Genomic DNA, 25297 nt, shown 5'->3' on the forward strand with positions numbered 1-25297 from the left:
GAAGAAAATTCAGGGAGAAACCGGTAATCGTGGGATTCACCATTCAGGAAAAGCCCACAAAAGATCATGCAACTTGCATCAAGGCTAGCAGCTCGCGCGCGACGTCCTCGACGGAGGTGTTGACCAGCGTCGTATCGAACTCCGATTCCGCGGCCAGCTCGACCTTGGCGGCCGCCAGCCGGCGCTCGATCACCTGGGGTGATTCGGTGCCCCGGCCGGTGAGCCGGCGCACCAGCTCGTCCCAGCTCGGCGGCGCCAGGAAGACCAGCAGGGAATCGGACATCGACTCCTTGACCTGCCGGGCGCCCTGGAGATCGATCTCCAGGAGCACGGGCTCGCCCGCCTCCAGGCGGTCGAGGACCGCCCGGCGGGGCGTGCCGTAGCGGTTGCCCGCGAACTCCGCCCATTCCAGCAGCTCGCCATTGGCGACCAGCTTGTCGAATTCCTCGTCGGAGACGAAGAAATACTGGACGCCGTGGCGCTCGCCGGGGCGGGGCTTTCTCGTGGTGGCCGACACCGAGAGCCATACCTCGGGGTGGACCTTGCGCATATGCGCGACGACCGTGCTCTTGCCGACCCCGGAGGGGCCGGAGAGCACGGTCAGCCGCGGTCGTACCTCTGCTGCCATGCAGCGATTATCCAGGTTCCCGGGAGTGCCCGGGAACGTCAGGCGCCGCTGCCGCCGAACTCGCGCTCCAGGGAGGCGATCTGGTTGGAGCCGAGACCGCGCACGCGACGGCTCTCGGAGATACCGAGCCGCTCCATGAGCTGCTTGGCGCGGACCTTGCCGACGCCGGGCAGGGACTCGAGCAGGGCGGAGACCTTCATCTTCCCGATGACGTCGTTCTCCTGACCCTGCTTGATGACGTCATGGAGGGATGCGCCGGAGTGCTTGAGTCGATTCTTGACCTCGGCCCGCTCCCGGCGAGCCGCGGCGGCCTTTTCGAGCGCGGCTGCGCGCTGTTCAGGGGTAAGGGGCGGAAGAGCCACGCCTACGTCACCTCGGATGTCGAACTGTCGGATACGGACCGGTGCGGGACCTGATCGCCCCACACCAGGCGAGCAACGGGCAACGGACTGCACGTTGGCTCTCGACGGAGACTAGCGGCCAAGGCCGCCTGAGTCAGCGAGAACAGACGAAAAGTCCTGGTCAGCATCGATCGGGGCCGACATATCGGTCATTTTGCCCTGCTTTTCTGTCCCGAGCCCCGTGATCGGACTTCCCGAGCGGCGTCCGAGGTCGCGCCGGGCGACGTCCGCGGACGCCCCGACCGCTCTCGCCGGGCTCCCGCCGGACTCCTCACGCGCCGCCGACGGCCGCCCGTACCTCGTCGGCGAAGCGCTCCGCGGCGTCCCGCAGTGCGACGACGTCCGGACCGTGCCGCAGGACGCCCCTGCTGATGCTCGGGACCACATTGCCGACCGCCGAGCCGAACACCGCGGGCAGGTCCGCCGGGGTCGCGCCCTGCGCGCCGATCCCGGGGGCGAGCAGCGGCCCGTTGATCGCGAGATCCACGCCCGCGTCGCCGAGGGTGGCGCCGACGACCGCGCCGACCGAGCCGAGGGGCGTCGCACCGGCGTTCTCGGCGGCCAGGTGGTCGAGCATCAGCTGCGCGAGCGACCGGCCGTCGGCGGTGGTGGCCCGCTGCACCTCGGCGCCCTCCGGGTTGGAGGTGAGGGCCAGGACGAAGACTCCCGCGCCGGAGACGGCGGCCGCGTCCAGCGCCGGGCGCAGGGATTCGAAGCCGAGGTACGGCGAGACCGTGACCGCGTCCGAGAAGAGCGGCGAGTCCTTGTCCAGATAGGTCGCCGCGTACGCGCCCATCGTCGAGCCGATGTCACCGCGCTTGGCGTCCATCAGGACCAGCGCGCCGGCCGCCCGTGCTTCCTCGACGGCCTTTTCCAGTATGGCGATGCCGCGCGACCCGAAGCGCTCGAAGAACGCCGACTGGGGCTTGAGGACGGCGACCCGGCCGGCCAGGGCCTCCACCGTCGTACGGGTGAAGCGCTCCAGGCCCGCGATGTCGTCGTTGAGGCCCCAGTCCGTGAGCAGCGAGCCGTGCGGGTCGATGCCGACGCAGAGTGGTCCCCGGGTGTCCATGGCGTGCCGCAGCCGGGCCCCGAACGGCCGTTCGAGGTCTTGAGGGGTCGCCCGAGGGGTCACCTGAGGGGTCATGCGATCACCTTCCGGGTGTCGGCGCCGACCGCGTCGGCGAGCGTGGCGTACGGGCCGGCGGCCAGGCGCGCGGCGAGCCCCCGGTGGATCGCGCGGCTCCAGAACGGGCCCTCGTAGATGAAGGCGCTGTAGCCCTGGACCAGCGTCGCGCCCGCGAGGATGCGCTGCCAGACGTCGTCGGCGTTCTCGACGCCGCCGACCCCGACCAGGGTGATCCGGTCGCCCACGCGCGCGTACAGCCGGCGCAGGACCTCCAGCGAGCGCGCCTTGAGGGGCGCACCGGACAGTCCGCCGGTCTCCGCGGTCAGGGCCACGCCGGAGGTCAGGCCGAGTCCGTCCCGCGCGATGGTGGTGTTGGTGGCGATGATGCCGTCCAGCCCGAGGTCGACGGCGAGATCGGCGACGGCGTCGATGTCCGCGTCCGCGAGGTCGGGCGCGATCTTGACCAGGAGCGGAACCCGGCGGTCCGTGACGGTCCGGTCGGCCGCCTCGCGTACGGCGGTCAGCAGCGGCCGCAGCTGGTCGACGGCCTGGAGGCTGCGCAATCCCGGGGTGTTGGGCGAGCTGACGTTGACCACGAGATAGTCGGCGTGGCCGGCCAGCCGCTCCGCCGAGGTGACGTAGTCGCCGATCGCCTCACCCTCAGGGACGACCTTGGTCTTGCCGATGTTGACGCCGACGGTGGTCCTGAAGACCGGCGTGCGGGCCGCCAGCCGCGCCGCCACGGCGGCCGAGCCCTCGTTGTTGAAGCCCATGCGGTTGATCAGCGCGCGGTCGGCCACGAGCCGGAAGAGCCGCTTCCCGGGGTTGCCGGGCTGCGGCTCGCCGGTGACCGTACCGATCTCGATGTGGTCGAAGCCGAGCATCGCCATGCCGTCGATGGCGACGGCGTTCTTGTCGAAGCCCGCGGCGAGGCCGAAGGGGCCGTGCATCCGCAGGCCGAACGCCTTGGTGCGCAGCTCCTGGAAGCGGGGCGCGAGGACAGCGGCGACGACGGTACGCAGCACGGGGATACGGGCGGCGAACCGGATCCACCGGAAGGCCAGCCGGTGGGCCTGCTCCGGGTCCATCCGCCGGAAGACCAGCCGGAAGAAGAATCTGTACATGGAGTGGGTCTCTCCTCGATGACCTCATGAAACTCGATGACCGCATGAAGCAGACCTCATGGGGTGACCTCATGCGATGGCCTCATGAAGCGGGGGACACCGGATCCGGTGTCCCCCGCTTCGGGCTGGTGGCTACTCCTCGCGTGCCGCGATCAGATGTCGCGCGTGTTCCTGGAGGGAGCGGACTCCGACGTCGCCCTGCTTGAGGGCGTCGATGCCCTGGACGGCCGCGGCCAGCGCCTGGACCGTCGTCAGGCAGGGGACACCGCGCGCCACGGCGGCCGTACGGATGTCGTAGCCGTCGAGGCGGCCGCCGGTGCCGTACGGCGTGTTGACGATGAGGTCGACCGCGCCGTCGTGGATCAGCTGGACGACGGTCTTCTCGCCGTCCGGGCCCTCGCCCTCGCTCTGCTTGCGTACGACGGTGGCGCTGATGCCGTTGCGCCTGAGGACCTCGGCCGTGCCAGATGTGGCGAGCAGCTCGAAGCCATGGGCGACCAGCTCGCGCGCCGGGAAGATCATCGAGCGCTTGTCGCGGTTGGCCACGGAGATGAAGGCGCGGCCCTTGGTGGGCAGCGGGCCGTACGCGCCGGCCTGCGATTTGGCGTACGCGGTGCCGAAGGCCGAGTCGATGCCCATGACCTCGCCGGTGGAGCGCATCTCCGGGCCGAGGATGGTGTCCACCCCGCGGCCGTGGATGTCGCGGAAGCGCGACCACGGCATCACGGCCTCCTTGACGGAGATGGGCGCGTCGAGGGGCAGCGTGCCGCCGTCGCCGTGGGCCGGCAGCATGCCTTCGGCGCGCAGTCCCGCGATGGTGGCGCCCAGCGAGATACGGGCCGCGGCCTTGGCGAGCGGTACGGCGGTCGCCTTCGAGGTGAAGGGGACCGTACGGGAGGCGCGCGGGTTGGCCTCCAGGACGTAGAGGATGTCGCCGGCCATCGCGAACTGGATGTTGATCAGTCCGCGGACCCCGACCCCCTTCGCGATGGCTTCGGTCGAGGCGCGCAGCCGCTTGATGTCGAAGCCGCCCAGCGTGATGGGGGGCAGGGCGCACGCCGAGTCACCGGAGTGGATGCCGGCCTCCTCGATGTGCTCCATGACGCCGCCGAGGTACAGCTCCGTGCCGTCGTACAGCGCGTCGACGTCGATCTCGATGGCGTCGTCGAGGAAGCGGTCCACCAGGACCGGCCGGGTGGGACTGATCTCGGTGGACTCGGCGATGTACGAGGAGAGCCTGGTCTCGTCGTACACGATCTCCATGCCGCGTCCGCCGAGGACGTACGACGGCCGTACGAGGACGGGGTAGCCGATCTCGTCGGCGATGGCCTTGGCCTCGGCGAAGGTGGTGGCGGTGCCGTGCTTGGGCGCGGGCAGCCCGGCCTCCGCGAGGACCCGGCCGAAGGCTCCGCGGTCCTCGGCGGCGTGGATCGCCTCGGGGGGTGTACCGACGACGGGGACGCCGTTGTCCTTGAGGTCCTGGGCGAGGCCGAGCGGGGTCTGGCCGCCGAGCTGCACGATGACGCCCGCGATCGGTCCCGCCAGCGACTCGGCGTGCACGATCTCCAGGACGTCCTCCAGGGTGAGCGGCTCGAAGTAGAGCCGGTCGGAGGTGTCGTAGTCGGTGGAGACGGTCTCCGGGTTGCAGTTGACCATCACGGTCTCGTAGCCGGCCTCGCTGAGCGCGAAGGAGGCGTGGACGCAGGAGTAGTCGAACTCGATGCCCTGGCCGATGCGGTTGGGGCCCGAGCCGAGAATGATCACGGCGGGCTTCTCGCGCGGGGCGACCTCGTTCTCCTCGTCGTACGAGGAGTAGAAGTACGGGGTCTTCGCGGCGAACTCGGCCGCGCAGGTGTCGACCGTCTTGTAGACGGGGCGGACCCCGAGGGCGTGCCTGACCTCGCGGACCACGTCCTCGCGCAGACCGCGTATCCCGGCGATCTGGGCGTCGGAGAAGCCGTGCCGCTTGGCCTCGGCGAGCAGCTCGGGAAAGAGCTCGGCGGCGGTGGCCAGCTCGTCCGCGTACTCCTTGATCAGGAACAGCTGGTCGACGAACCACGGATCGATCTTCGTCGCGTCGAAGATCTCCTCGGGGGTGGCGCCGGCCCTGATGGCCTGCATGACGGTGTTGATCCGGCCGTCGGTGGGGACCTTGGCGGTCTCCAGAAGCGCGTCCTTCTCGCCCGGTTCGCCGGTGAAGGAGAACTGGCTGCCCTTCTTCTCCAGCGAGCGCAGCGCCTTCTGCAGCGCCTCGGTGAAGTTACGGCCGATGGCCATGGCCTCGCCGACCGACTTCATGGTGGTGGTGAGGCTGGCGTCGGCGGCCGGGAACTTCTCGAAGGCGAAGCGCGGCACCTTGACGACCACGTAGTCGAGCGTGGGCTCGAAGGACGCCGGGGTCTTCTCGGTGATGTCGTTAGGGATCTCGTCCAGCGTGTAGCCGACGGCGAGCCTGGCCGCGATCTTCGCGATCGGGAATCCGGTGGCCTTGGAGGCGAGCGCGGAGGAGCGGGAGACACGCGGGTTCATCTCGATGACGATGACCCGGCCGTCCTCGGGGTTGACCGCGAACTGGATGTTGCAGCCGCCGGTGTCGACCCCGACCTCGCGGATCACGGCGATGCCGACGTCCCGCAGGGTCTGGTACTCGCGGTCGGTGAGGGTCATCGCGGGCGCGACGGTGATCGAGTCCCCGGTGTGCACGCCCATCGGGTCGAAGTTCTCGATGGAGCAGACGACCACGACGTTGTCGTTCTTGTCGCGCATCAGCTCCAGCTCGTACTCCTTCCAGCCGAGGATGGACTCCTCGAGGAGCACCTCGGTGGTCGGGGAGAGCATCAGGCCCTGTCCGGCGATCCGGCGCAGGTCGTCCTCGTTGTGCGCGAAGCCGGAGCCCGCGCCGCCCATGGTGAAGGAGGGGCGTACGACGACGGGGTAGCCGCCGAGCGTCTCGACGCCGCCCAGGACGTCGTCCATGGAGTGGCAGATGACCGAGCGCGCGGACTCGCCGTGGCCGATCTTCGCGTGGACGGCCGCGACGACCTCCTTGAAGAGGTCGCGGTCCTCGCCCTTGTTGATCGCCTCGACATTGGCGCCGATCAGCTCGACGCCGTAGGTGTCGAGGACGCCCGCCTCATGGAGCGAGATCGCGGTGTTGAGCGCGGTCTGGCCGCCGAGGGTGGGCAGCAGCGCGTCGGGGCGCTCCTTGGCGATGATCTTCTCGACGAACTCGGGGGTGATCGGCTCGACATACGTCGCGTCGGCGATCTCCGGGTCCGTCATGATCGTGGCCGGGTTGGAGTTGACCAGGATGACGCGCAGGCCCTCGGCCTTGAGGACCCGGCAGGCCTGGGTGCCCGAGTAGTCGAACTCGGCGGCCTGGCCGATGACGATCGGTCCTGAACCGATGACCAGGACGGACTGGATGTCGGTGCGCTTAGGCACGCTGGTCCTCCATCAGGGATACGAAGCGGTCGAAGAGGTACGCGGCGTCGTGCGGACCCGCTGCCGCCTCGGGGTGGTACTGGACGCTGAAGACCGGCCGGTCGAGCAGCCTGAGGCCCTCCACCACGTTGTCGTTGAGGCAGACGTGGGAGACCTCGGCGCGGCCGTAGGGGGTGTCGGTGACCTGGTCGAGCGGGGCGTCGACGGCGAACCCGTGGTTGTGCGCGGTGACCTCGACCTTGCCGGTCGTCCGGTCCTGCACAGGCTGGTTGATGCCCCGGTGGCCGTACTTCAGCTTGTACGTGCCGAAGCCGAGCGCGCGGCCGAGCAGCTGGTTGCCGAAGCAGATGCCGAAGAGCGGTGTGCCGCGTTCCAGCACGCCCTTGACGACGGTCAGGTCGGCGGTGGCCGGGTCGCCGGGGCCGTTGGAGAGGAAGACTCCGTCGGGCCCGGTCGCGTACACCTCGTCGAGGGTGGCGGTGGCGGGCAGGACATGCACCTCGATGCCGCGCTCGGCCATCCGGTGCGGGGTCATGCCCTTGATGCCCAGGTCGAGGGCGGCGACGGTGAAGCGCTTGGTGCCGATCGCGGGGACGACGTACGCCTGTTCCGTGGCGACCTCGGCGGAGAGGTCCGCGCCGGTCATCTCCGGGGCCTGCTGGACGCGGGCGAGCAGCGTCGCCTCGTCGGACAGCGACGCGCCGGAGAAGATGCCGACGCGCATGGCGCCGCGCTCGCGCAGATGGCGGGTGAGCGCGCGGGTGTCGATGCCGCTGATGCCGACGACGCCCTGCGCGACCAGCTCCTCGTCGAGGGAGCGCCGGGAGCGCCAGTTGGACGGCACGCGCGCGGGGTCGCGGACGACATAGCCGGAGACCCAGATCCGCCGCGACTCGGGGTCCTCGTCGTTGACGCCGGTGTTGCCGACGTGCGGGGCGGTCATCACGACGACCTGGCGGTGGTACGAGGGGTCGGTGAGGGTCTCCTGATAGCCGGTCATGCCGGTGGAGAACACCGCCTCGCCGAAGGTCTCCCCCACGGCCCCGTAGGCGCGGCCGCGGAAGCTGCGGCCGTCCTCCAGGACGAGTACGGCGGGAAGCGCCTTTGGCTGGGCGGTTCCCCGGGTGGAGGTGGTCATCGTGCGGGGCCTTCCGTCGTGATGGATGGGTTCATGGCGTTGACCGCCTCGACCCATGCGGGGTGCTCGGCGGAGCGGTCGGAGCGGAATCCGGAGTCGATCAGCGTGTCGCCGTGCTGCCAGGTGACGATCAGCAGCCCGCCCTCGGCGAGGACCTTGCCGGCGATGCCCTTGTCGAGCCGGGCCTCGCGCAGGCACCCGGCCGGGACGAAGAAGTCGTTCGCCCCGGGGCGTACGACCTCCAGGCCCGCGTCGGTGAGGGTCAGCTCCACGCGGCTGCGGGCGCCCAGGCCGTGGGCCACGATGCGGTCGAGCCAGTGCCCGGCGGTGGTGGACCCGTGGTAGCGGCCGGCCATGGAGAGCCTCGCCTCACCGGGCGTCTCCGGCGCGGTGGGCAGTGCGGGCAGACCGGACTGCAGGCTGCCGCGCCATTTCCAGCCCTGGCGCATCAGCCAGTAGACGAACGCGATGAAGAGCAGCAGACCGACGACCCAGCCGATGCGGGCGGCCCAGTCGGTCACGTCCGCCGATTTCTGCTCGGCGGCCAGGGGCAGGAGGAGCTTCACACTTGTCACGCCAGATTCCCGTCGACGACCGTGGCCCGGCCCCGCAGGAAGGTGTGGGTCACGCGTCCCGGCAGCTCACGCCCCTCGTAGGGGGTGTTGCGGCTGCGGGAGGCGAAGCCCGCGGGGTCCACGACACCACGGTAAGCCGGATCGACCAGTGTCAGGTTGGCGGGCTCACCTGCCGAGACGGGACGGCCGTGGCCCTCCAGACGTCCGATACGGGCCGGCCGGAACGACATCCGGTCGGCGACCCCCGCCCAGTCGAGCAGACCGGTGTCGACCATCGTCTGCTGGACGACGGAGAGCGCGGTCTCCAGGCCCACCATGCCCATGGCGGCCGCGGCCCACTCGCAGTCCTTGTCCTCGTGCGGGTGCGGTGCGTGGTCGGTGGCGACGCAGTCGATCGTGCCGTCGGCCAGCGCCTCGCGCAGCGCCATCACATCGGCCTCGGTACGCAGCGGCGGGTTCACCTTGTAGACGGGGTTGTAGGACCGTACGAGTTCGTCGGTGAGGAGCAGGTGGTGCGGGGTGACCTCGGCGGTGACGTTCCAGCCCTTGGACTTCGCCCAGCGGACCAGCTCGACCGAGCCGGCCGTGGAGAGATGGCAGATGTGGACGCGGGAGCCGACATGGGCGGCGAGAAGGACATCGCGGGCGATGATCGACTCCTCGGCCACGGCCGGCCAGCCGCCGAGTCCCAGCTCGGCGGAGACGACGCCCTCGTTCATCTGCGCGCCCTCGGTGAGCCGCGGCTCCTGGGCGTGCTGCGCGATCACGCCGTCGAGGGCCTTCACGTACTCCAGCGCCCGCCGCATGATCACGGCGTCGTCGACGCACTTGCCGTCGTCGGAGAAGACCCGGACGTTCGCCGCCGAGTCGTGCATGGCGCCCAGCTCGGCGAGGTGCTTGCCCTCCAGGCCAACCGTGACGGCCCCGACGGGCTGTACGTCGCAGTAGCCGGACTCCCTGCCCAGCCGCCAGACCTGCTCCACCACACCGGCCGTGTCGGCGACCGGGAAGGTGTTGGCCATGGCGTGGACCGCGGTGAAGCCGCCGACCGCGGCGGCCTTCGTGCCGGTGAGGACGGTCTCGGAGTCCTCGCGGCCCGGCTCACGCAGATGGGTGTGCAGATCGACGAGACCGGGCAGCAGGACCTGTCCGCCGGCCTCGACGACCGTGGCGTCACCCGCGTCGAGGCCGGTGCCCACCGCCTCGATGGTCCCGCCGTCGATCAGGACGTCCCGCACCTCGCCGCCGAGCACCTTCGCGCCCCGGATAAGGATCTTGCTCATGATTACTTGTTCTCCTCGGTACGGGCGTGGGTGACGGCGGGCTCGTTGCCGCCCAGCAGCAGGTACAGCACGGCCATCCGGATCGAGACACCGTTGGCGACCTGCTCGACGGCCGTGCAGCGGTCGGAGTCGGCGACCTCGGCGGTGATCTCCATGCCGCGGTTCATCGGGCCGGGGTGCATCACGACGGAGTGCTCGGGCATCCGGCCCATCCGCTCGCCGTTCAGGCCGTAGCGGCGGGAGTACTCGCGCTCGGTCGGGAAGAAGGCGGCGTTCATCCGCTCGCGCTGCACCCGCAGCATCATCACGGCGTCCGACGCGGGCAGCACCCGGTCCAGGTCGTACGACACCTCGCAGGGCCAGTGCTCGACGCCGATGGGGACGAGGGTCGGCGGGGCGACCACCGTGACCTGCGCGCCGAGCGTGTGGAGCAGCAGGACATTGGAGCGGGCGACCCGGCTGTGCAGCACGTCGCCGACGATGGTGACCCGCTGCCCGTCCAGGTCGCGCCCGATGCCGGCGTCCGCGCCGACCAGGCGGCGGCGCAGCGTGAAGGCGTCGAGCAGCGCCTGCGTGGGGTGTTCATGGGTGCCGTCGCCGGCGTTGACGACCGCGCCGTCGATCCAGCCGGAGGTGGCGAGCCGGTAGGGGGCGCCGGAGGCGGGGTGACGGATGACGACGGCGTCCGCGCCCATCGCCTCCAGCGTCAGCGCGGTGTCCTTGAGCGACTCGCCCTTGGAGACGGACGAGCCCTTGGCGGAGAAGTTGATGACATCGGCCGAGAGGCGTTTGGCGGCGGCCTCGAAGGAGATCCGGGTGCGGGTCGAGTCCTCGAAGAAGAGATTGACGACGGTACGTCCGCGCAGCGTCGGCAGCTTCTTGATGGGCCGGTCGGCGACCCGGGCCATCTCTTCCGCGGTGTCGAGGATCAGGACGGCGTCGTCGCGGCTGAGATCGGCGGCGGAGATGAGGTGGCCGGGGGTGCGGGGGCTTGCCCCTGGGAGGCGCAGCATCTGGAGTGTGCTCCGGTGTGTGGAGGTGTGCGGGCGTGCGGGCGCGCAGGCGGAATCCGTACGGGATCAGTGGCGTACGGAGCTCTGTGCGGGCTACTGCTCGCCGGACGCGGCGGGCTGCTGGAGACCGAGCAGCACGGTGTCGCGCCCGTCCTCCTCGGAGAGCTGGACCTTGACCGTCTCCCGCAGCGACGTGGGGAGGTTCTTGCCGACGTAGTCGGCGCGGATCGGCAGCTCGCGGTGGCCTCGGTCGACCAGGACCGCGAGCTGTACGGCCCGGGGGCGGCCGATGTCGCCGAGCGCGTCGAGCGCGGCGCGGATCGTACGGCCGGAGAAGAGCACATCGTCGACGAGGACCACGAGACGTCCGTCGACGCCGTCGGCGGGGATGTCGGTGCGGGCCAGCGCCCGGGCGGGCCGCAGGCGCAGGTCGTCGCGGTACATGGTGATGTCGAGGGAGCCGACCGGGATCGTGCGGCCGGTGATCTCCGCGAGTTTCGCGGCCAGCCGGCGGGCCAGGAAGACGCCTCGGGTCGGAATGCCGAGCAGCACCACGTCGTCGGCGCCCTTGGCGCGTTCGACGATCTCGTGGGCGATGCGGGTCAGGACCCGTGCGATGTCGGGGGCTTCCAGAACCGGGCGGGCCGCGCCGGAGCTGTCTGCCGTGGTGCCAGTATTGACAGTGTCCATATGAAACGGACCTCCTTCTCCGCCTCACGGGACGGACCTTAAAGGACGTCGAAATTACGCCACCCACGCTACCAGGAGCCGACGGATCACCTGGTGGCGGCCCCTGTCGGGAGGCGGTGAGGACCGCGGTGCCACTCCCTCGGCTTGACGCATCCAAGTAACGCTGCGTAACCTCACAGTGAGTTACCAGACTTCGTCCGGGGAGCTATATGTCCAGCGAATACGCAAAGCAGCTCGGGGCCAAACTCCGCGCCATCCGCACCCAGCAGGGCCTTTCCCTCCACGGTGTGGAGGAGAAGTCCCAGGGCCGGTGGAAGGCCGTCGTGGTCGGTTCGTACGAGCGCGGCGACCGTGCCGTTACGGTGCAGCGTCTCGCCGAGCTGGCGGATTTCTACGGTGTCCCGGTACAGGAGCTCCTTCCCGGCACCACGCCCGGCGGAGCCGCCGAGCCGCCGCCGAAGCTCGTCCTTGACCTGGAGCGACTGGCCCATGTACCGCAGGAGAAGGCGGGCCCGCTCCAGCGCTACGCGGCGACGATCCAGAGCCAGCGCGGCGACTACAACGGCAAGGTGCTGTCGATCCGCCAGGACGACCTGCGCACCCTGGCCGTGATCTACGACCAGTCGCCTTCGGTCCTGACCGAACAGCTCATCAGCTGGGGTGTCCTGGACGCGGACGCCCGTCGCGCGGTCGCCCACGAGGAGGGCTGATCGCGCCTGGCGCAAATCAGCAGAAACGTCACCTCCGGAGGGTGGGCCCGTGGCCACGGGTCCGCCCTTCGGTGCGTTCGGAGCGTGCGCGAGCGGGGCCGGAGCGCCGGCGCGTTCAGGGAGCGCCGGTGCCTTCAGGGAGCACCGGTTCCTCTCAGGGAGCGCCGGTGCGGTAGAGCCGGCCGATGACCTCCGGCAGCAGGCGTTCGGTCAGGCGCGGCGGGAGCGACTGGAGCACGGCCAGCACGGGCGCCATCCGCTCCGGGAGCGCGCCGTCCGCGCCGATGCCCGCGAGCTCCAGGGCGAGCGCGATCTCCTCGGGCCCGAGCAGCTCGGGATCGAGCAGCGCCGCCGCTTCGGCGAGCGCCGGATCGACGCGCGCGGGGCCCAGCTCCCTCGCCCGCGCCACCGCCCCGCCCAGCGCGTCGAGCAGCAGCCGTACGGTCTCCTCGTCCGCCACCGCCGCCGTCACCGTCAGATGCAGATTCGCCGGCGATCCGGCGACGGCGGGCTGCGGTTGCAGATACCAGCCCTCGCTGCGGATCTCGTCGGCGACCACGAACGGATCGACGCCCGGATCGTCGGAGGCGACGGCCAGCAGCGAGGCCTCGGGCCGGGCCAGCACGCGCAGGCCGTCGATCCGGCCGATGCCCTCGGCGAGCGCCGTCGTCGCCCGGTGGACCCGGGCGGACAGCGCGATGTAGCCGTCCGTGCCGATCCGCTCCAGCACGGCCCAGGCCGCGGCGAGCGGACCCGCCGGCTTGGTGCCCTGAAGGGTGGCGTTGACGACCGGATAGCCGGGCCAGGAGGCATACGCGAACCAGCCGTGCCGGCGCAGCTCCGCGTCCCGGAACAGCAGCACGGACGCGCCCTTGGCGGTGTAGCCGTACTTGTGCAGATCGACCGAGAGCGAGGTCACGCCGGGCACGGCGAGATCGAACGGCCGCACTTCCGGGCCCGCGAGCCGCAGATGCCCCAGATACCAGCCGCCGATGCAGGCGTCCACATGGCACAGCACCCCGCGGCGGGCGGCCTCCCCGGCCACCTCGGAGACCGGGTCGATGACCCCGTGCGCGTACGAGGGCGCGGAGACGACGACCAGCGCGGTGTTCTCGGTGATCGCCGCGGCCATCGCCTCGGCGGAGACCTGGTACGTGGCGGGGTCGACCGGCACCACCACGGGGGTGAGCCCGAAGAGCTTCGCCGCCTTGTGGAACGCGGCGTGGGCAGTGCTGGGCAGCACCAGTTCCGGCGCGGTGACCCCACGGGTGCGCCGGGCCTGCTCGCGGGCGGTGAGCACGGCCAGCAGACAGCTCTCGGTACCGCCGCTGGTGAAGGTCCCCGCCGTGTGCCCGTCACCGCCGAGCAGCCGGGCGGCCCGCGCCACGATGTCGTTCTCCAGGGTGACCACGCTGGGGAAGGCGGTCATGTCCAGCCCGTTGACGCCCGCGAACCGGGCGGCGGCCTCGGAGGCGAGCTCCTCGACCCCGTCGAGACCGGAGTCGTACACGTACGCCATGGTCCTGCCGCCCCGTACGGGCAGGTCGCCCTCGCGCAGGGCGGAGAGCCGGCCGAGGATCCGCCGGTCGGCGGCCTCCGTACCCATAGCGGCATCGGCAGGGACATCGGCATGGGCCTGGGCATCGGTACGGTCAGTGCTCACGGGCGCTCCACGGTCGCTGCGGAAGGGTCGTGCGGACGGCCCGCTGACGCGTCGCGCAGCCGTACCAGCTCGGATTCGGACAGCCGGTAGCGGGCGAGCAGCGGCAGGCTGACGAGCAGCAGCGCGGCGGGCAGCGCGCCGAAGCCGACGACGATCGCGGTGAGGGCGGACCCCGGCTGGGCGACCCGGTGGGCCGCGTCGGACGAGACGAACCCGCCCAGGGACAGCACCAGACCGAACAGCCCGGGCCCGAGGGCGAGCCCCAGGGTCTCCCCCGCCGTCCACAGTCCGGTGAAGAGCCCCGCCCTGCGCCGGCCGTGGGTGAAGGCGTCGGCGGCGATGGTGTCCCCGAGCATCGCCATCGGGAGCATCTGCATGCCCGCGTAGCCGACACCGGCCAGGGCCACGCCGCCGTAGACCGCCGCCGCGGGCAGCTCCCGGGCCGCCGCCGCGACCAGCGCGCCGGCCAGGAAGCAGACCGAGGCGGTGAGCGCCGCGGCGCGTTTGCCCGTACGGCGTCCGGCGGCCAGCCACAGCGGCATGGCGAGCAGCGAGGGCACGATCAGGCAGGCGAAGAGCAGGGTGGTCGCACTCGGGCGGCCGAGGATGTACGTGGCGAAGTACTGGGTGCCCGCGAGCATCAGCCCGGTCGCGGCGGCCTGGACGACAAAGGCCCCCAGCAGCCACAGGAAGGGCCGGTGGGACCTGGCGGCCCTCAGCTGGACCACCAGGCCCCCGGGCGCCCCGGTGGTCCGCAGCACGCCGTGCACGCGTGCGGTGGCGGCGAAGGCGGCCAGCATGCCCGCGCAGAGCAGCGCCCCGATGACGACGCCCATCAGCCGGTAGCCGCCCCGGGTGCCGCTCCCGTCGTCCGTGGCCCCGGCCAGCAGCGGCGCGACGGCGCCGGAGAGCAGGATCGCGGCGCCGAGGAAGGCTACCCGCCAGGACATGATCCTGGCCCGCTCGTCGGGGTCGGCGGTGAGTTCGGCGGGCAGCGCGACGTACGGGACCTGGAAGCAGGCGTAGCCGCTGGCGGCGAGCAGGAAGAGTACGGCGACGTACCCGGCGGCCCAGCCGCGTTCCAGCCCGGGGGCGGCGAACATCGCGGCGAAGCAGAGCGGCATGGTGAGCGCGCCCAGCAGCATCCAGGGCCTGCGCGGCCCCCAGCGGTGTTCCGTGCGGTCGGAGAGGCTGCCGATCCAGGGGTTGAGCAGGACGTCCCACGCCTTGGGGAGGAAGACCAGCAGGCCCGCCAGACCCGCGGCGACGCCGAGGATGTCGGTCAGGTAGTAGAGCAGCAGCAGTCCCGGGACGGTCCCGAAGGTGCCGGTGGCGAACGAGCCGAGCCCGTAACCGATACGGACCCGGGCGCCCAGAAGGGGTGCGGACATGCGCCGCAACCTAAAGCACAGGTCAGAACATGCACCAGGCCCGAAGCAGAAGATTGTTCATCTTCTGCTTCGGGCCTGGTGAGCCGAACGGCCGCCGAAGCCGGACCCGCGCCCTGAGGACTCGGCCGGATCAGGCGCGGCGCAGGTTCGGCTTGAGCTCCTTGAAGCGGCCGAGCAGGCCGTTCACGAAGGACGGGGAGTCGTCGGTGGAGAACTCCTTGGCGAGCTGTACCGCCTCGTCGATCACCACCGCGTCCGGGGTGCCGTCCACCCACACCAGCTCGTACGCGCCGAGCCGCACGATGTTCCGGTCGACGACCGGCATGCGGTCGAGCGTCCAGCCCACCGAGTAGGTGGCGATGAGGTCGTCGATACGGTCCGCGTACTCCGCGTACCCCTCGACCAGTTCCATCGTGTACTCGCCGACCGGCGGCTGGCGGTCGTCGGTCCGGGCGTGCCGAATCCAGTCCGCGAGGACCGTCTGCACGGACGCCCCGCGCTGGTCGGCCTCGAAAAGGATCTGGAAGGCGCGCTTGCGGGCCTTGTTCCGGGCAGCCACGGTTAGCTGTTCACCCGGCCGAGGTACTCGCCGGAGCGGGTGTCGACCTTGATCTTCTCGCCGGTGGTGATGAAGAGCGGGACACCGATCTCGTAACCGGTCTCCAGCGTGGCCGGCTTGCTGCCACCGGTCGAGCGGTCGCCCTGGACGCCCGGGTCCGTGTGCTGGATGACCAGCTCGACGGCGGCGGGCAGCTCCACGTAGAGCACCTCGCCCTCGTGGGTGGCGACGCTGGCCGTGAAGCCCTCGATGAGGTAGTTGGCGGCGTCACCGACCGCCTTGCGGTCGACCATCAGCTGGTCGTAGGTCTGCATGTCCATGAAGACGTAGTACTCGCCGTCCATGTACGAGAACTGCATGTCGCGGCGGTCTACGGTGGCCGTTTCGACCTTCACGCCGGCGTTGAAGGTCTTGTCGACGACCTTGCCGGAGAGCACGTTCTTCAGCTTGGTACGCACGAAGGCCGGGCCCTTGCCGGGCTTGACGTGCTGGAACTCGACGACGGACCAGAGCTGGCCTCCGTCGAGCTTGAGCACCAGGCCGTTCTTGAGGTCGTTCGTGGAAGCCACGGTTGCGGAATCTCCTGGACTGAAAGCTGGTGGACGACCGGGGGTGCGCGCGGTGCCGCGACCGGCACTGTCTGCCCGTCGGGACGGGCAAACGTTACCGGGAGGTGCACTAGAGCGCGAGCAGCTCCTTGGTCGTGATGGTGAGTAGCTCGGGTCCGCCGTCCGCCTCGGGGCGGACGACGAGCGTGTCATCGATCCGGACACCGCCCCGGCCCGGGAGGTGGACCCCCGGTCCGACGGTGACCGGCACACAAGCGTCCAGTTTACCCATGGCCGCGGGGGCCAGCTGCGGGTCCTCGTCGATTTCGAGCCCGACCCCGTGTCCCGTACGGGACGGGAGCCCCTCGCCGTACCCCGCCGCCTCCAGCGGCTGCCGGGCCGCGCGGTCCACGTCGCGGTAGCCGGCGCTCGGGACAAGTCCCTGCCGACCTGCCCGTTGTGCCGCGAAGACCAGTTCGTACAGCTCGATCTGCCAGGCGGCCGGAGACGTCCCGATGACGAAGGTACGGCCGATCAGACACCGGTATCCGCGATATTCGGCGCCGAGGCAGACGGAGAGGAAATCACCCTCTTCGACCCGCCGGTCCGACGGATGGTGCCCGCAGCGGCCGGAGTTGGCGCCGGTGGCGACGCTGGTCGGGAAGGCGGGGCCGTCGGCGCCGTGGTCGACGAGCCGCCGCTCCAGCTCCAGCGCGAGATGGCGTTCGGTACGGCCGACGAGGATCGACTCCAGCAGTTCGCCCAGCGCCTGGTCGGCGATCTCGGCCGCGATCCGCAGACAGGCGATCTCCTCCTCGTCCTTGACGATCCGCTGCTGCTCGACGGCGCCGCCCAGGTCGGCGAGGCGCAGCCGGGGGGCGACGGAGCCGATCGCCCGGTGTCTGGCGACGGTCAGATGGTGCTCCTCGACGGCGAGCGACTCGGCGGGCGACGCGGCGAGGATGCCGGCGGCGGCGACCGCCGGATCGCCCGAGGGGGTGGGCAGGACGGTCAGCCGCAGCTGTTCGTCGAGATGTCCGTCGACGGAGTCGCCGGTGGGGGTACGGGGACAGAGCAGCATGTCCTCGCCGGGGCCGAGCAGCAGGACGGCGCCCGGCGGCGCCCCGCCCGCGAGATAACGGACGTTGGCGGGGCGGGAGACCAGGGCCGCCGCGTTGCCCGCGGCGGAGCACCGGCCGCGCAGCCGCGCGCGGCGGGCGGCGTACACGTCTGACATGACCCGAGCGTATGAGCGAGTGGCAGGACCGGCCGGTTCAGCGCGTCCGACCGGGGGGCCGCGCACCGGCGGGCCGGGCTGCGGTCACCAGGCCGGCGGGCTGGCCAGGGAGCGGGCGAGGACGTCGTCGAGGACCCGGGCGGTGGTCTCCACGTCGTACTTGGAGTTGTCGATGATGGGCAGTCCCGAGCCGTACCAGCCGGCCATCCGGCCATGGATGCCGGCCACCTCCTCGTCGGAGAGCCGGCGGTTTCCGCTGCGCTCGGCGTTGCGCTCCAGCACGATCTCCAGCCCGGGGAGCAGGACGACGGGGAGCAGGCCGGGGCCGACATGGCGCTTCCAGCCGCCGAGTCCGACGACCGGGCGGTCGGGGAAGACCGCGTCGTCCAGGATGCAGGAGATGCCGTTGGCGAGGAAGTTGCGGGCGGCGAAGCCGCAGGTGCGGCGGGCCAGCCGGTACTGCGCCTCGGAGTGGTCGTTCCAGCCGGACTGGGGGTCGGCGAAACCGGAGCAGACCCATTCACGGACGTCGTCCAGGCTGATGTGCGCGGTGGGCACGCGGCGGGTCAGCGCCCAGTGGCGGGCCACGGTCGTCTTGCCGGCGCCGGCCGGGCCGATCAGCAGGACGGCGAGGGTCGCCGCGCCGGTGCCGCTGTCCGCGGGGGGCGGGGCGGGTATGGGCACGGGGCCGCCGGGGGGCAGCTGGATGTGCCCGGTGGAATCCGGGGGCGGCGGCCCGGCCGGCGGTCCCGGGGGCGGCAGCGGAGCCTGCCGCGCCGCGGGCCCCGGATGGTGCGCGGGCCCCGGGGGGCCAGGAACCTGGTGCGGCGGGTGGTGGGGCTGAGGACCGGGCGCCTGGTGCGCTCCGGGCGGCTGGTGCGCCCACCCGCCGGGGCCGTGCCCCGGCCCCTGGGGAGGCGGCAGCGGAGCCCCCACTGCGTGCTGCATCCGGTGCCACTCCGTCTCGTGCGACTGACGCTGGTCGGCGGCCCCGCGGGCCGCGCGCTACCGAACGGTACCGCCCCCGGCCGCCGCCGTGGCAACGGCCGGGGTTCACGACCGGACAGGGCCCCCGGCGGTCAGCCGGTCAGTTCCTCGGCGAGGGCGCGCAGCGCGAGCCGGTACGAGCCGATTCCGAAGCCCGCGACCGTACCGCTGGCGACCGCCGCGACCACCGAGGTGTGCCGGAACTCCTCGCGCGCGTACGGATTGGAGATGTGCACCTCGATGAGCGGCGCGGTGCGCTGAGCGGCCGCGTCACGCATTCCGTACGAGTAGTGGGTGAACGCGCCCGGGTTGAGAACGACCGGAATCGAACCGTCCGCGGCCTCGTGGAGCCAGCGGATCAGCTCGCCCTCGTCGTTCGTCTCCCGTACGTCGACATCGAAGCCGAGCTCCTTGCCGAGCACCCGGCAGGCGTCCACCAGACCCGCGTACGACGTCGCGCCGTAGACGTCGGGCTCGCGCGAGCCCAGCCTGCCGAGGTTGGGTCCGTTGAGGACGAAGACCCGCCGGGTCACGCCGACACCTCCCCGTACGCCGCGAGCAGCACGGCCGGGTCCGGGCCCTCCAGCACGGTCGGCTTGGCCAGACCGTCCAGCACGATGAAGCGCAGCAGGTCACCGCGGGACTTCTTGTCGACCTTCATGGTCTCCAGCAGCTTGGCCCACTGGTCGCCGCGGTAGGTCAGCGGCAGCCCGACGGACTCCAGCACGGAGCGGTGCCGGTCGGCGGTCGCGTCGTCGAGACGCCCGGCGAGACGGCCCAGTTCGGCGGCGAAGACCATGCCGACGGAGACGGCGGCGCCGTGCCGCCACTTGTACCGCTCGTTCTTCTCGATGGCGTGCGCGAGGGTGTGGCCGTAGTTGAGGATCTCGCGCAGACCGGACTCCTTGAGGTCGTTGGAGACGACCTCCGCCTTGACCCGGATGGAGCGCTCGATCAGCTCGGCGGTGTGCGGACCCGAGGGCGTACGGGCACCCTGGGGGTCGGCCTCGACCAGATCGAGGATGGCCGGGTCCGCGATGAACCCCGCCTTGATGATCTCGGCCATGCCGCTGACGTAGTCGTGGACGCCCAGCGAGTCCAGCGCGGCGAGGTCGCAGAGGACCCCGGCCGGCGGGTGGAAGGCGCCGACGAGGTTCTTGCCCTCGGCGGTGTTGATGCCGGTCTTGCCGCCCACCGCCGCGTCGACCATGCCGAGCACGGTCGTCGGTACGGCGATCCAGCGCACTCCGCGCAGCCAGGTCGCCGCGACGAATCCGGCCAGGTCGGTGGTGGCGCCGCCGCCGACGCCGATGATCACATCGGTACGGGTGAAGCCGGTCTGGCCGAGCGCCTTCCAGCAGTACGCCGCGACCTCGGCGGTCTTGGCCTCCTCGGCGTTGGGCACCTGGATCGCGACGGCCTCGTACCCCTGGTCGGCGAGGTCCTGGCGCAGCGCCTCGCCGGTCCCTTCGAGCGCCTCCGGGTGCAGGACCGCGACCCGCTTGGCCTTCGGACCGATGAGCGTGGGCAGCTCCCCCAGCAGCTGCCGGCCGACCAGCACCTCGTACGGGTCGTGCCCGGCTGTGCCGCCGACCTGGATACGGGTGACTGCCTGGTCCGTCATACGAGGTTCTCCTTGCCCGGATTCCCGGGATCTTCGTCAGGGAGGTGCTTCAGCTCCAGTGCGTCGAGCACGGCTTCGGCGACCTCTTCGGGGGTGCGGTCGTCGGTCGCGACCACCACCCGGGCCACATCGGTGTAGTGATGGCGGCGGTCCTCCATCAGCAGCTTCCACTGCTGACGGGGGTTGACGGCCAGCAGCGGGCGGGCGGTGTTCAGCCCCACGCGCTTGATCGCCTCGCCGACCTCCATCGAGAGATAGACGACGGGCAGCCCGGTGAGCAGTTCGCGGGTGTCCGCGTCGAGGATCGCGCCGCCGCCGAGCGCCAGCACGCCCGGGTGCTCGGCGACCGCCAGCCGGACCGCTTCCCGCTCCAGCTCGCGGAAGCGCGGCTCGCCCTCGTTGACGAAGATGTCCGAGACCGACATGGCCTGGGCGGTGACGATATCGGCGTCGCTGTCGCGGAACCCCGTACCGAGACGCTCGGCGAGGAGCTCGCCGACGGTGGACTTGCCGACCCCCATCGGACCGATCAGCACGATCAGTGGTGCGCGCGTCGCGTCCGGCCCGCTCATGGCATCCGGCCCGCTCATCGCGTCCGCCCCGTTCATCGGATCTGCAGGTGGTCGAGGAACGAGCGGACATTGCGGCGCGTCTCCGGGACGCTGTCGCCGCCGAACTTCTCGGCGACCGCGTCCGCGAGGGTCAGCGCGACCATGGCCTCGGCGACGATGCCGGCGGCCGGCACGGCGCACACGTCGGAGCGCTGGTGATGTGCCTTCGCGGCCTCGCCGGTGGCCACATCGATGGTGGCCAGCGCGCGGGGCACGGTCGCGATGGGCTTCATCGCGGCCCGTACGCGCAGCAGCTCACCGGTCGTCAGCCCGCCCTCGGTGCCGCCGGAGCGGCCGGACGCGCGCCTGATGCCCTCGTCGGTCGCCAGGATCTCGTCGTGCGCCTGCGAACCGGGCACCCGCGCCAGTCCGAAGCCGTCACCGACCTCGACGCCCTTGATGGCCTGAATGCCCATCAGGGCGGCGGCGAGCCGGGCGTCGAGCCGGCGGTCCCAGTGGACGTGCGAGCCGAGTCCGACCGGCACGCCGTACGCCAGCACCTCGACGACTCCGCCGAGCGTGTCGCCGTCCTTGTGGGCCTGGTCGATCTCCGCGACCATCGCCTTGCTCGCGTCCGCGTCCAGGCAGCGCACCGGGTCCGCGTCCAGCTTCGCCACATCGGAGGGGGTGGGGTAGACGCCGTACGGAGCCTTGGCCGCAGCCAGCTCGACGACATGGGAGACGATCTCGATCCCCGCCGTCTCCTTCAGGTACGAACGGGCCACGGCGCCGAGCGCGACCCGCGCCGCGGTCTCCCGGGCGCTGGCGCGCTCCAGGATCGGCCGGGCCTCGTCGAAGCCGTACTTCTGCATCCCCGCGAGGTCCGCGTGGCCGGGCCTCGGCCGGGTCAGCGGGGCGTTACGGGCCAGCTCGGCCAGCACGGCGGGATCGACCGGGTCGGCCGCCATGACCTGCTCCCACTTGGGCCACTCGGTGTTCCCCACCATGATCGCGACGGGCGATCCCATGGTCAGCCCGTGCCGTACACCGCCGAGGAAGGTGACCTCGTCACGCTCGAACTTCATCCGCGCGCCGCGCCCGTAGCCGAGACGCCGCCGGGCCAGGTGGTCCGCCACGATCTCCGTGGTGATGGGCACACCGGCGGGTAGACCCTCCAGCGTCGCCACGAGTGCGGGTCCGTGGGACTCCCCCGCGGTCAGCCAGCGCAACCTGCTCAACGGTGCTCCTCATACTCGCGCCTGGAACTGCAGCGGCGCGACCGGGTGCGCGGCCCTGGCCCGCCATGTCCGATCCTCCCACGACCGGCGCCCCGACCCGGCCGCCGGTCCAGGAACCGGACAGCCCTCAGCGTCCGCCGAGCGCCTGTTCCCCGGCATTCCGCATCACCGCGAGAGGTGCGGGTGAGTGGCCCGTCATCCGTTCCACCTGGAGCACCGCTTGGTGCACCAGCAGGTCGAGCCCGCCGATCACCGCGCCGCTCCGCCCGGCCCAGGCCGCCGCGAGCGGCGTCGGCCAGGGGTCGTACAGCACGTCGAACAGTGTTCCGGCCGCGTTCGGGACGGCGGTGGCGAGAGGGTCGGTGGTGCCGGCGGGGGTGGTGGCGATCACGAGAGGCGCGTGCAGCGCCTGCTCCGCCTCGGCCCAGTCGGCGGTCCGGACGTCGACGCCGAGCCGGTCGCCCCAGCCGCGCATCTCGGCCGCGCGGGCCTGGCTGCGTACGTACGCGGTGACCGGGCCCGTACAGATACGGGAGAGCGCGGCGACGGCGGACGACGCGGTCGCGCCCGCGCCGAGGATCGCCGCCGACTCCACCTTCTCGACCCCGCGCTCCCGCAGCGCGGCGATCATGCCGGGGATGTCGGTGTTGTCGCCGGTGCGCCGGCCGTCGTCGCCGAAGACGACCGTGTTGACCGCCTCCACGGAGGCCGCGGTGTCGGTGATCTCGTCCAGCAGCGGAATGACGGCCCGCTTGAGCGGCATGGTCAGCGACAGCCCGGCCCACGACTCGTCGCCGCGCAGACCCTCGAAGAAGCCGGGGAGCCCGGCCTCCACCAGTTCGAAGCGGTCGTACGACCAGTGCCCGAGGCCGAGTTCCCCGTAGGCGGCGCGGTGCAGCACCGGGGAGAGGGAATGAGCGATCGGCGATCCGAGGACCGCCGCTCGCCGACGTGAACTCACGGTTTGCTGTTTTCCTTCTCGTACTCCTGGCGGTTCTTCTCGTGCTCCTCGTTGGTGACGGCGAAGAGTGTCCGGTCCGCGGTCACCGAGACGAAGTAGTACCAGGGACCGTCCTCCGGCTCGAGCGCCGAGGCCAGGGCATCAGCGCCCGGGTTTCCGATGGGACCGGGAGGAAGACCCTTGATGTCGTACGTGTTGTACGGATCCTTGATCTTGCGCAGGTTGTCGACCGCGCCGAGATCCAGCCTGCTCTGTGTCTTGATGTAGTTGACCGTGGAGTCGAACTCCAGACGTCCGACGGTCTCCGTGTTGTCCGGCTTCAGACGGTTGTAGACGACACGGGAGACCTTGTCGAAGTCGTGCTTGTACTTGCCTTCGGCCTGGATGAGGCTCGCGACAGTGATCAGCTGGAGCGGTGAATCGAGCCCGAGCCTTTCGGCCTCGCCCTTGAGGTCTTCCTTGCTGTACTCGGCGTTGGCGCGGGCGACCATCTTCTTGAGGACGTCCTCCGGCTTCATTCCCTTCGCGACCGGATAGGTCGCGGGATAGAGGAAGCCTTCCAGCGGGTCCTTGATGCCCTTGGCGTCGTTGGCCCACTCCGGCAGACCCAGGTTCTTCGCCTCCGCCTTCGCCGCGGCGGCGGTGTCGCCACGCTTGATCTTGAGCCGGTTGTCGATCTGCTCGTAGACCCAGGCGTTGCGCTTGCCCTCGGGAATGGTCAGCGCGTTGCGGCTGCTCGGCAGGAGCAGCATCTTGACGGCGTTCGCCGCGGACATGCCCTTGTTGAGCGTGTAGGCGCCCGCCTGGATCGTCATGCCCTTGGGGTTGCCCTTCTGGGCGGCGACGAAGGCGTCCTGGCTCTTCACCACCCCGCTCTTCACCAGGATCGCGGCAATCGCGTAACCGCCCGAGCCCGGCGGGATCTCGACCTGGACGGAGCCGGAGCCCGTGCCCGCGTAGTCCGGCGCGGGACCGAACTTGTCCTGAAGGAAGTTGTAGCCGACATAGCCGACGCCACCGACCCCGCCCGCGAGTACCACGGTCAGGAACAGACAGGCACAGCCGTTGCGGCTCTTCTTCTTCGTCTTGCCGCGGCGTTCCCGGCCGTTGCCCCGGCGCTTCTCACCCGGGTCGTCGTCGGACTCGGCGTCGTCGTCGCGGTCCTCGTCACCCGTGAAGAAGGGATGCGTCTCCTTCTGCGGCTCGGCGTCCCAGTTGTTCTCCGGCTCGGGCTCGGCCTGCCGCTGGGCCGGCGGCTGCGGCGGCGGGTACGCCTCGGGGGTGCCGTAGTAGTCCTGGTTGCCGCCGTAGCCGCCGCCCTGCTGGCCCTCATACGGGGTCGCGGGGTTCGCGGCGTACGGCATCGTGGCCTGCTGGCCGGTGTCCCAGCCGCCGTTGTACTGCGGATCGTTGTACTGCGGCTGCTGCGGCTGCTGGGGGTGAGACTGCTGCGGGTGCTGCGGCTGCTGCGCGTGCTGCTGCCCGCCGTACTGGGGGTGGCCGCCGTACTGCTGCGGGTCGTACGGCTGCTGCCCACCGTGCTGCGGTCCGGCGTGCTGCGGTCCGGCGTGCTGCGGTCCGGCGTGCTGGTGCCCGTCGTACTGCTGCGGGTGGTACTGCTGCTGGTACGGGTCCTGGCCGCCCCCGTACGGCGCCTGGGTCTGGGGCTGGGCCTGCTGCGGATACTGCTGCTGCGGCTGCCCGCCGTAGGGAGCGCGGCCGTCGTCGGCCTGCTGTGCTCCCCACCCTTGGTCCCCGTACAGAGGGTCCTCTGGGTGCCACGGTTCGGAGCCGGGGCCCCGGCCATAGTCAGTCATCGATCCCCTAGAGCCGCGAGGCGGTGTCCGCCGGCGAGTGCGCCCGGCGTCCGTTTCGTCTCTTCTTGTGCGGTGGCTGTTCGAACACCACCGCATCGCGCGGAACGTTACCGTATCGCGATCAGATGACCACTTCGACGCCCTCGCCTGGAGCAGTACCGGAGCCCCGTTCGGCCTCAAGCGCGCTCTGGAGGATGATAACTGCCGCCACTTGGTCGATAACGGACCGGCCTTTCTTGGCCTTGACGCCCGAAGCGCGCAGTCCCTGACTGGCGGTCACCGTGCTCATCCGCTCGTCGACCAGTCGTACCGGCAGGGGCGCGATGCCTCGCGCCACCTCCTGTGCGAACACACGTACCTTTGCCGCGGCCGGCCCCTCGCCCCCGTTGAGGGAGCGGGGAAGGCCGACCAGCACCTCGATCGGCTCGTACTCCTCGACGATCTGCCGCAGCCGCCGGTGGGCGGCCGGGACATCACGTCCCGGCACGGTCTCCACCGGTGTGGCGAGGATCCCGTCGGGGTCGCACGAGGCGACCCCGATCCGGGCGTCCCCGACATCGATCGCGAGACGGCGTCCGCGTCTCAT

General features: G+C 71.1%; 24 protein-coding genes. 1 reads left to right on the forward strand and 23 read right to left on the reverse strand.

Going from position 1 to position 25297, the window contains the following annotated elements:
* Positions 1–64: 64 nt before the first annotated feature.
* The 10 genes from gmk to pyrR all read right to left on the reverse strand — a co-directional run bounded on the left by gmk (position 65) and on the right by pyrR (position 11425).
* A complete protein-coding gene (gene gmk, locus ACZ6MZ_RS30000) occupies positions 65–628 on the reverse strand; it encodes a guanylate kinase (RefSeq protein ID WP_389787382.1) in 564 nt (187 codons plus the stop codon).
* 38 nt (positions 629–666) lie between these two features.
* Positions 667–990, reverse strand: a complete 324-nt coding sequence (locus ACZ6MZ_RS30005; RefSeq protein ID WP_384193264.1) for an integration host factor — start codon at positions 988–990, stop codon at positions 667–669.
* 310 nt (positions 991–1300) lie between these two features.
* The gene (gene pyrF / locus ACZ6MZ_RS30010; protein WP_469355494.1) at positions 1301–2176 is read right to left on the reverse strand and encodes an orotidine-5'-phosphate decarboxylase; all 876 of its coding nucleotides are present in this window, start codon (positions 2174–2176) and stop codon (positions 1301–1303) included.
* Positions 2173–3282: a quinone-dependent dihydroorotate dehydrogenase gene (locus tag ACZ6MZ_RS30015; protein ID WP_469355496.1), complete on the reverse strand. Its 1110-nt coding sequence runs from the start codon at positions 3280–3282 to the stop codon at positions 2173–2175. The genes pyrF and ACZ6MZ_RS30015 overlap by 4 nt, the downstream gene beginning before the upstream one ends.
* Positions 3283–3414: 132 nt before the next feature.
* On the reverse strand, positions 3415–6726 hold the full coding sequence (gene carB / locus ACZ6MZ_RS30020) for a carbamoyl-phosphate synthase large subunit (RefSeq protein WP_389787374.1): 3312 nt from the start codon (positions 6724–6726) through the stop codon (positions 3415–3417).
* Positions 6719–7864, reverse strand: a complete 1146-nt coding sequence (gene carA / locus ACZ6MZ_RS30025; protein ID WP_389787373.1) for a glutamine-hydrolyzing carbamoyl-phosphate synthase small subunit — start codon at positions 7862–7864, stop codon at positions 6719–6721. The genes carB and carA overlap by 8 nt, the downstream gene beginning before the upstream one ends.
* A complete protein-coding gene (locus tag ACZ6MZ_RS30030; RefSeq protein WP_384189971.1) occupies positions 7861–8439 on the reverse strand; it encodes a PH-like domain-containing protein in 579 nt (192 codons plus the stop codon). The genes carA and ACZ6MZ_RS30030 overlap by 4 nt, the downstream gene beginning before the upstream one ends.
* Entirely contained in the window at positions 8436–9722 is a 1287-nt protein-coding gene (locus ACZ6MZ_RS30035) for a dihydroorotase (protein WP_469355499.1), read from the reverse strand. The genes ACZ6MZ_RS30030 and ACZ6MZ_RS30035 overlap by 4 nt, the downstream gene beginning before the upstream one ends.
* A 2-nt stretch (positions 9723–9724) precedes the next feature.
* On the reverse strand, positions 9725–10735 hold the full coding sequence (locus tag ACZ6MZ_RS30040) for an aspartate carbamoyltransferase catalytic subunit (RefSeq protein ID WP_469355501.1): 1011 nt from the start codon (positions 10733–10735) through the stop codon (positions 9725–9727).
* Positions 10736–10828: 93 nt separating this feature from the next.
* Entirely contained in the window at positions 10829–11425 is a 597-nt protein-coding gene (gene pyrR, locus ACZ6MZ_RS30045; RefSeq protein WP_384189978.1) for a bifunctional pyr operon transcriptional regulator/uracil phosphoribosyltransferase PyrR, read from the reverse strand.
* A gap of 209 nt (positions 11426–11634) precedes the next feature.
* On the opposite strand from pyrR, the gene bldD reads away from it, so the two are divergent.
* Positions 11635–12135, forward strand: coding sequence for a transcriptional regulator BldD (gene bldD / locus ACZ6MZ_RS30050; RefSeq protein WP_030355502.1), 501 nt, complete (start codon positions 11635–11637; stop codon positions 12133–12135).
* A 154-nt stretch (positions 12136–12289) separates the two neighbouring features.
* On the opposite strand, the gene ACZ6MZ_RS30055 is transcribed toward bldD, so the two are convergent.
* The 13 genes from ACZ6MZ_RS30055 to ruvX form a co-directional block, all read right to left on the reverse strand.
* Positions 12290–13741 carry a pyridoxal phosphate-dependent decarboxylase family protein gene (locus tag ACZ6MZ_RS30055; protein ID WP_469355540.1) on the reverse strand — a complete coding sequence of 484 codons (1452 nt, stop codon included), beginning with the start codon at positions 13739–13741 and terminating at the stop codon, positions 12290–12292.
* A 53-nt stretch (positions 13742–13794) separates the two neighbouring features.
* A complete protein-coding gene (locus ACZ6MZ_RS30060) occupies positions 13795–15189 on the reverse strand; it encodes an MFS transporter (RefSeq protein ID WP_469355504.1) in 1395 nt (464 codons plus the stop codon).
* A gap of 130 nt (positions 15190–15319) precedes the next feature.
* Positions 15320–15748 (reverse strand): transcription antitermination factor NusB, encoded by a 429-nt coding sequence (gene nusB, locus ACZ6MZ_RS30065; protein WP_386878786.1) that lies wholly within the window; start codon positions 15746–15748, stop codon positions 15320–15322.
* Positions 15749–15750: 2 nt separating this feature from the next.
* Entirely contained in the window at positions 15751–16317 is a 567-nt protein-coding gene (gene efp / locus ACZ6MZ_RS30070; RefSeq protein ID WP_384189986.1) for an elongation factor P, read from the reverse strand.
* A 109-nt stretch (positions 16318–16426) separates the two neighbouring features.
* Positions 16427–17533 carry a M24 family metallopeptidase gene (locus ACZ6MZ_RS30075; RefSeq protein WP_469355507.1) on the reverse strand — a complete coding sequence of 369 codons (1107 nt, stop codon included), beginning with the start codon at positions 17531–17533 and terminating at the stop codon, positions 16427–16429.
* A gap of 84 nt (positions 17534–17617) precedes the next feature.
* Positions 17618–18481 carry a Pro-rich N-terminal domain-containing protein gene (locus ACZ6MZ_RS30080; RefSeq protein ID WP_384189991.1) on the reverse strand — a complete coding sequence of 288 codons (864 nt, stop codon included), beginning with the start codon at positions 18479–18481 and terminating at the stop codon, positions 17618–17620.
* Between the two features lie 131 nt (positions 18482–18612).
* Entirely contained in the window at positions 18613–19053 is a 441-nt protein-coding gene (locus ACZ6MZ_RS30085; RefSeq protein ID WP_384189994.1) for a type II 3-dehydroquinate dehydratase, read from the reverse strand.
* Positions 19050–20144 (reverse strand): 3-dehydroquinate synthase, encoded by a 1095-nt coding sequence (gene aroB / locus ACZ6MZ_RS30090; protein WP_469355509.1) that lies wholly within the window; start codon positions 20142–20144, stop codon positions 19050–19052. Before aroB ends, ACZ6MZ_RS30085 begins: the two co-directional genes overlap by 4 nt.
* Positions 20141–20734 (reverse strand): shikimate kinase, encoded by a 594-nt coding sequence (locus tag ACZ6MZ_RS30095; protein WP_389787360.1) that lies wholly within the window; start codon positions 20732–20734, stop codon positions 20141–20143. Before ACZ6MZ_RS30095 ends, aroB begins: the two co-directional genes overlap by 4 nt.
* 14 nt (positions 20735–20748) lie before the next feature.
* Positions 20749–21933, reverse strand: a complete 1185-nt coding sequence (gene aroC / locus ACZ6MZ_RS30100) for a chorismate synthase (RefSeq protein ID WP_384190001.1) — start codon at positions 21931–21933, stop codon at positions 20749–20751.
* 127 nt (positions 21934–22060) lie between these two features.
* On the reverse strand, positions 22061–22894 hold the full coding sequence (locus tag ACZ6MZ_RS30105; protein WP_469355512.1) for a shikimate dehydrogenase: 834 nt from the start codon (positions 22892–22894) through the stop codon (positions 22061–22063).
* Positions 22891–24711 carry an endolytic transglycosylase MltG gene (gene mltG, locus ACZ6MZ_RS30110; RefSeq protein WP_469355513.1) on the reverse strand — a complete coding sequence of 607 codons (1821 nt, stop codon included), beginning with the start codon at positions 24709–24711 and terminating at the stop codon, positions 22891–22893. Before mltG ends, ACZ6MZ_RS30105 begins: the two co-directional genes overlap by 4 nt.
* A 121-nt stretch (positions 24712–24832) precedes the next feature.
* Positions 24833–25297 (reverse strand): Holliday junction resolvase RuvX, encoded by a 465-nt coding sequence (gene ruvX / locus ACZ6MZ_RS30115; RefSeq protein WP_384190008.1) that lies wholly within the window; start codon positions 25295–25297, stop codon positions 24833–24835.

The sequence above is a fragment of the Streptomyces sp. NPDC042201 genome (assembly GCF_055582185.1).